Source organism: Aliivibrio sp. S10_S31, assembly GCF_014694495.1.
In the GTDB taxonomy this organism is placed as follows: domain Bacteria; phylum Pseudomonadota; class Gammaproteobacteria; order Enterobacterales; family Vibrionaceae; genus Aliivibrio; species Aliivibrio fischeri.
In genome coordinates this window covers 1-4,836 of record NZ_JAAUWR010000041.1, presented here as the reverse complement: position 1 = coordinate 4,836, position 4,836 = coordinate 1, and the positions used below count along the sequence as shown (strand labels likewise).

Here is a 4,836-nt window from a genome sequence, read left to right as displayed (position 1 = left end):
ATGACATAACAAATGCATCAACACGATTTACTACATTCGGCATTGTAGGTTTGACTTTGGTTTTTGTGTTTATGGCGGTAAAATTCAGCTTGTTCTGTATAGTAGCAAACGTGTTATGCAGGCGTTATGTATTAATGGTCTGCTATAATATAGAAGGTTATTTGTAAGTTCATTTTTAAAGGGTTTTTATATGATTGCTTTTTAGTACAAAAAGACATATATTATCTAATGAAACTAATTTTATTTTTAAGGCTATAGTATGAAACATTTTGACGAAGTAAATATTGAACTGTCTCAACGATCTTCGACTCAAGAAAACGTTAGTTCTTTCGTTCTTAATAAATCGCAATCTAGTGCCGAAAGACGTAGTGCATTTATGTCAGCTGTTCAACACGCTAATAATCGCTATAAAGCAGCAGTTCAATTATCTAACACTCATACAGAAATGAATGCTGTTCATGCTTGATATAATTAGCTGTGATGTTTAGAATAACCTTCTGATTTTGAGAGGGTTATATGCAAGTAGATAAAGTTTATTTTCATGAAAAGTTTTTCAACGGTTATATTAATACCGAGAAGTTTCGTGATTTGGCTACTTTCACGCCAAATGATCCTAATGACCAACCTCACTTAGATAGCATCTTCACATTTGCTGATCGCGCACTCGACGGTAAAACATTTATCGGTAAAAATGTTTATAATAATGGTGCGGGTTATGAATCTATGCGCGTTGGTCACTACCATTCAGGACCTTATAAAAATACGACACGAGCAAAAGATTCACATATATCAAAAGATAATCCTGATGGTGCTAGAAGCGGTCCTGTTATTCATTATTGCTGGAAAGGTTCTTTGAATGAATTAATCATTTTAGGTTATAGCCCTGTAAGTCATGATGACCCATTCCCTCAAATACATCATAAAAACAATCCTCTACGTAATCGTATAAAAATAATCTACCAATCTAATGAATTAATTGATTACTGATACTATATACATAACAATCGCATCAACACGATTTACTACACTCGGCATCTCCGGTTGTCGGGTGTTTCTCGTTTTAAGGCGTCAATATTAAGTATAATTGCATAGTAGTAAACGTGTTATGCAGGCGTTATAAGGATATGAGGATGGTTCGATAACAATGGGAATTATAACAGGAGCTGCTATAGGAAAGGCAGTAACAAATGTTGTGGTTGGTGTAGGTTATAAAGCGTATCAAAATCGCAAAAGAAGCAACCTACTAAAAGCTCTCGAAAATGGTGAAATATCAGTAGACAGTCATGAGTTGAATAAAGATGAATTCATAGCATGTTATTTGGCGACTGAGGAAGCTATCGACAAGAGCATATCATCGGCAAAGCTGAAAGCATTGACCTCTATGTTTATCAATGGCGTTGCTTCGAAAAAATTATTTGTTGAATACGAATTTTACCAAGAAGTGCTCTCGATAGTCTCTGAACTTTCAGAAAGAGAGCTGCATGTAATGTATCATTTATATGCATTTTCAGATAACCATAGTCAAACAGGTGAGTCTTCTGACTCGTTGGCTCAACAGCAACATCAATACTTAGCTGAAAAGATGGGGATTAGCCGTGATTTAGTAAAAGCATTATTAGTTCGTTTAAGGAGGACTGGCTTGATTCTATCTGAGAGTGAAGTTAACGATGATTATGCTCCGATGTTTCAAACGGGGTTTGAATTTATGCACATTTCGCAATTAGCTCGTGATGTAAAGCAGTGGATAATGTTTACTGTTGATACCCAACAAATGGATATTCCAGTCGAAGAAAAATCCTTATAACAAATGCATCAACACGATTTGCTACACTCGGCGTTGTCAGTTTGCCTTTAGTTTCAGTGATTAAGGCGGTAAAATTCAGTTAAGTCTGTATCGTAGCAAACGTGTTATGCAGGCGTTATAACGAATAATTTAATATAGGTAAATATCTTGGAAATCAGTAATACCCAAAGTTTATTGCAGTTTTTAGCGGCAATTTATCTTGTTATTGAGTGGGTTAATATCGAGCGTATTGTTGGCCACTATAAAAATTTACATAAAAAAGAAATTGGCTCTCGGATGAGTGGATTAAAAAAGTATAATAGCGATCTTGAAGGGCTTTGGAGTGAACTTCAAGATGAAAACTGTGCATTTATGTCAACATATCAATTAGATAAGAATTTCAAATTATTTAAACGCATCTGTTTGTTTTTCTTTGTTTTGTGCTTTTTAGGCTTGGTTCTAACATCATTTTATGGTGATGAAAGCTTACCGAAGCTTATACTATTTTCTATTTTTATCTTCCTTTGTTTTCCATTCATGTATGTTTTAATTAAATTAATTTTGCCAGCATGGAAAGAATACAAAACAGATAAAGCATTAATTGAAGAAATCTTACTTCCACTTGAAAAAAGATCGAGTGAATTTAAAGAAAATAATCCATTTCCACAAGTACGAGAAGCAGTAAAAAAAATGAGGTCAGGAGATAAGTTAGCTATTAAAAAACATCAGGAAAAGATGGCAAAGTATTGGAATGATTACGATAAATTTATGCGTAATTCGTTATAACAAATGCATCAACACGATTTACTACACTCGGCAATCTCAGTTTGCCGGGTGTTTCTCGTTTTAAGGCATCAATTTTAAGTATAATTGCTTGGTAGTAAACGTGTTATGCAGGCGTTATGCATAATAAAGGAGGATGTATGCAAGAAAATTGGCAATTTGGGGTAACAACATTTGTTGCATTATTAGCTTTGTATAATTCGTTTAAAGCGAGGAAAGAGGCTAGGAAAGCGAATGAATTAGCTGAAGAAACTCAACGTAGGAATGACTTTAATCAATATTACCCTTCTTTGAAGTTTACTGCGGATATTGATAATGAACAAATTAGTTTTTTTGTAAAAAACAATTCTCAAGATAGAGAAACTAGAATAGAGGAAATACGATATTCAGTGATTATCAAAGCGGGCAAGGCAAATTTATCTGATGAAAATAGTAAAATTATTGGAGAAACTTTGGTCTCTGATTTTACAATGCCCATAACTTGTAATGTGCTTAATCAACATATTGAGAGTATGAGAAATGCAATTTTTAATACAGATCCTGATAATGTAACTATTTTTGTTAGAGCTTGGCTTGAATCAAAACCTGCTATCTATGAATGCAAAGCCGTCTGTGAGCATCTTGAGGCAACTTTTTCTCATGAAGATGGTAAATTAAAGTTAATTAAATGTTTGTAATAATATTATGCATAACAATCGCATCAACACGATTTGCTACACTCGGCGTTGTCGGTTTGCCTTTAGTTTCAGTGGTTAAGGCGTTAAAATTCAGCTAGGCCTGTATAGTAGCAAACGTGTTATGCAGGCGTTATATCGTTTTTTGGGCAACTGTATTGTGTGGTAATATTTAGCCCTAATTCTTATAAGGACACTATTGTGAAAAAATTATTGGTTCTAGGTTTTATTGCTACTCTAGCGGGCTGCGCTGACTCTCATAATTTAAATGTTTCTAATACCGAAGTAGTTAATAAAATACCAGCAAGTTCATCTGTTTATGTCGCATTATCAGAGGATGGACGTTATGGCGAGAAAGACTATAAAGGTTCAGGCGTATTATTAAGTAATGTTATTAAGTCTGGCTTACTCACTAAAATGAACGATATCACTGTTGCTAACGAAGCTGGATCATTTAAAGAATCGATTAAGCTTGCTGAAAGTAATGGTTCAGATTATTTGTTTTACCCAACAATAATGCATTGGGAAGATCGTGCAACGGAATGGTCGGCTAAAGCTGATAAAGTTGAAGTGAAAATTGTAACTTGGGATATTAAAAATAATGTTGAACTAAGCTCGGCGATTATTGATGGTTCAAGCGGACTTGCAACATTGGGTGGCGATCATCCTCAAGACCTATTACCTGAGCCAGTTAACGCGTATATTGATACTCTTTTTGCAGTACCAGTTCAAAATTAAGTACACGATATAACAAATGCATCAACACGATTTACTACACTCGGCAATCTCTGTTTGCCGGGTGTTTCTCGTTTTAAGGCGTCAATTTTAAGTATAATCGCATAGTAGTAAACGTGTTATGCAGGCGTTATGGTGCACGGTCAAGTAAATAGAGGTCTCAGGATGAGCGATAGAGTAAAAGTGGCATTGGAATGGCTAGATAGCTTATTGAAATCAGAACAAATTACATATCAAATTGTTGGCGGGCTTGCTGCAACAATACATGGTGGTAATCGTGAAGTTGCTGATATTGATCTTTACATCAATAAAGCGGATGTTGCCAAGATCCTAGCACAAGTAAATCCTTATATTTCAAAACCACTAACTCACTATGTTGAAGGTTCATGGGATCTTGAATATTTTCAGTTAATCTACAAATCACAAAAAATTGAAATAGGTCTATTTCCTGGCTCTAAAATACGATCATCAGAAAATGGTCTATGGTATGAGCTGAAAACGGATTTTACTTCGTCGGTTATTAAAAATTACTTAGGTATTGAGGTTCCAGTTATTCCAGTCGAACAGCTAATATCTTATAAACGTCTTTTAGGGCGTGAAGTTGACAATATTGATGTTCATGAATTGCTGCAAGTTTCCGCGCCATAACAATCGCATCAACACGATTTGCTACATTCGGCATTCTAGGTTTCTTTTAGTTTGCCGTGTTAAGTGGTAAATTTGAGCTTAATCTGCATGGTAGCAAACGTGTTATGCAGGCGTTACACGAACTAAAGATTGCAGTTTTTTGGCTCAGTTCAGCGATTGAGCCGTTAATTTTTTAGGCGTGAAAGTAGGGTGGATTTCCTTTTTCTTTGCTGC

General features: G+C 35.0%; 7 protein-coding genes. All 7 read left to right on the top strand.

What is annotated here, in order from left to right:
* Positions 1–259: 259 nt before the first annotated feature.
* Positions 260–466: a hypothetical protein gene (locus HC728_RS19235; protein WP_190395938.1), complete on the top strand. Its 207-nt coding sequence runs from the start codon at positions 260–262 to the stop codon at positions 464–466.
* Between the two features lie 50 nt (positions 467–516).
* Entirely contained in the window at positions 517–987 is a 471-nt protein-coding gene (locus HC728_RS19230) for a hypothetical protein (RefSeq protein WP_190395937.1), read from the top strand.
* Positions 988–1,144: 157 nt separating this feature from the next.
* Entirely contained in the window at positions 1,145–1,804 is a 660-nt protein-coding gene (locus HC728_RS19225) for a hypothetical protein (RefSeq protein ID WP_190395936.1), read from the top strand.
* A 147-nt stretch (positions 1,805–1,951) separates the two neighbouring features.
* On the top strand, positions 1,952–2,569 hold the full coding sequence (locus HC728_RS19220) for a hypothetical protein (RefSeq protein ID WP_190395935.1): 618 nt from the start codon (positions 1,952–1,954) through the stop codon (positions 2,567–2,569).
* 137 nt (positions 2,570–2,706) lie between these two features.
* The gene (locus HC728_RS19215) at positions 2,707–3,243 is read left to right on the top strand and encodes a hypothetical protein (protein ID WP_190395934.1); all 537 of its coding nucleotides are present in this window, start codon (positions 2,707–2,709) and stop codon (positions 3,241–3,243) included.
* Between the two features lie 198 nt (positions 3,244–3,441).
* Positions 3,442–3,978 (top strand): DUF4823 domain-containing protein, encoded by a 537-nt coding sequence (locus HC728_RS19210; protein ID WP_065596800.1) that lies wholly within the window; start codon positions 3,442–3,444, stop codon positions 3,976–3,978.
* A 162-nt stretch (positions 3,979–4,140) separates the two neighbouring features.
* Positions 4,141–4,623, top strand: a complete 483-nt coding sequence (locus HC728_RS19205) for a MazG-related protein (protein WP_190395933.1) — start codon at positions 4,141–4,143, stop codon at positions 4,621–4,623.
* The last annotated feature ends 213 nt before the right edge of the window (positions 4,624–4,836 follow it).

Bases quoted from the DNA above. Each gene is read 5' to 3' on its own strand.
- HC728_RS19235 (WP_190395938.1), top strand. From the start codon at position 260: ATGAAACATTTTGACGAAGTAAATATTGAACTGTCTCAACGATCTTCG.
- HC728_RS19230 (WP_190395937.1), top strand. From the start codon at position 517: ATGCAAGTAGATAAAGTTTATTTTCATGAAAAGTTTTTCAACGGTTAT.
- HC728_RS19225 (WP_190395936.1), top strand. From the start codon at position 1,145: ATGGGAATTATAACAGGAGCTGCTATAGGAAAGGCAGTAACAAATGTT.
- HC728_RS19215 (WP_190395934.1), top strand. From the start codon at position 2,707: ATGCAAGAAAATTGGCAATTTGGGGTAACAACATTTGTTGCATTATTA.
- HC728_RS19205 (WP_190395933.1), top strand. From the start codon at position 4,141: ATGAGCGATAGAGTAAAAGTGGCATTGGAATGGCTAGATAGCTTATTG.